General features: G+C 47.6%; 2 protein-coding genes. One reads left to right on the plus strand and one right to left on the minus strand.

Annotation, left to right across the window (positions count from 1 at the left end):
* Positions 1-303, plus strand: a 303-nt coding sequence (locus KIV40_RS33075; protein WP_285353616.1) for a diacylglycerol kinase, incomplete at its 5' end; no start/stop codon positions are given.
* Between the two features lie 36 nt (positions 304-339).
* Here KIV40_RS33075 and KIV40_RS33080 read toward each other — a convergent pair.
* A partial coding sequence (locus KIV40_RS33080; protein ID WP_285353618.1) for a zinc finger domain-containing protein occupies positions 340-797 on the minus strand: 458 nt, incomplete at its 5' end.

Consider the following 797-nt stretch of genomic DNA (forward strand, 5'->3'; position numbering starts at 1 on the left):
CTCAGTGGCTTGAAAGCTGCTTTCAAAACCGAAGCAGCTATCCGCCAAGAGCTTGTCTTATGCGCGATCTTTATTCCTGTCGCTTTAATGTTAGATATCAGTAAAGTTGAGCAAATCTTGATGATTGCTTCTTTAGTTCTGGTTGTTCTTTTTGAGCTAATTAACTCAGCGATTGAAGCCGTCGTTGACCGCGTGGGTGCAGAACATCACGAACTTAGTGGTAAAGCTAAAGACATTGGTTCTGCAGCGGTAATGGTCAGCTTGGGCCTCGCGCTCTTCACTTGGCTCTACATACTCATTTAGAAGCTTTGAGCGCGAAGGGATCCAAACTTTGAGCTCTTACTTCTGACACTCCCCACAAAAAAACGTATTCCGTTGACCAATCTGCAATTCTTGGAGAGCTTCGCCACAACTAGGGCATGGCTCTCCGGCTTTGCCGTAAACTTGCAGCTCTTGTGCAAAGTAGCCCGGTTTACCGTCGGCTTGAGCAAAGTCTTTAAGTGTCGTCCCACCTTGCTTGATTGCGGTAGCAAGAACTTGCTTAATTTCTTGAGTCAGAAGATCCCACTCCGCAGCCGTGATCTTATTGGCAGGTCGAAGTGGGTGAACCCTTGAGGAAAACAATGCTTCGTTGGCATAAATGTTCCCGACACCGACCACGACTTTATTATCCATAATGAACAGCGTTACTGGGACGCGACGCTTCTTCGCAAGCTCCGCTCTATAAGGCGCGTTAAACTCTTCTGTTAGCGGCTCTGGACCAGCTCCCACCAATACAGGATGTATCTCATCAGCAG

This window comes from Vibrio sp. D173a, from assembly GCF_030248475.1.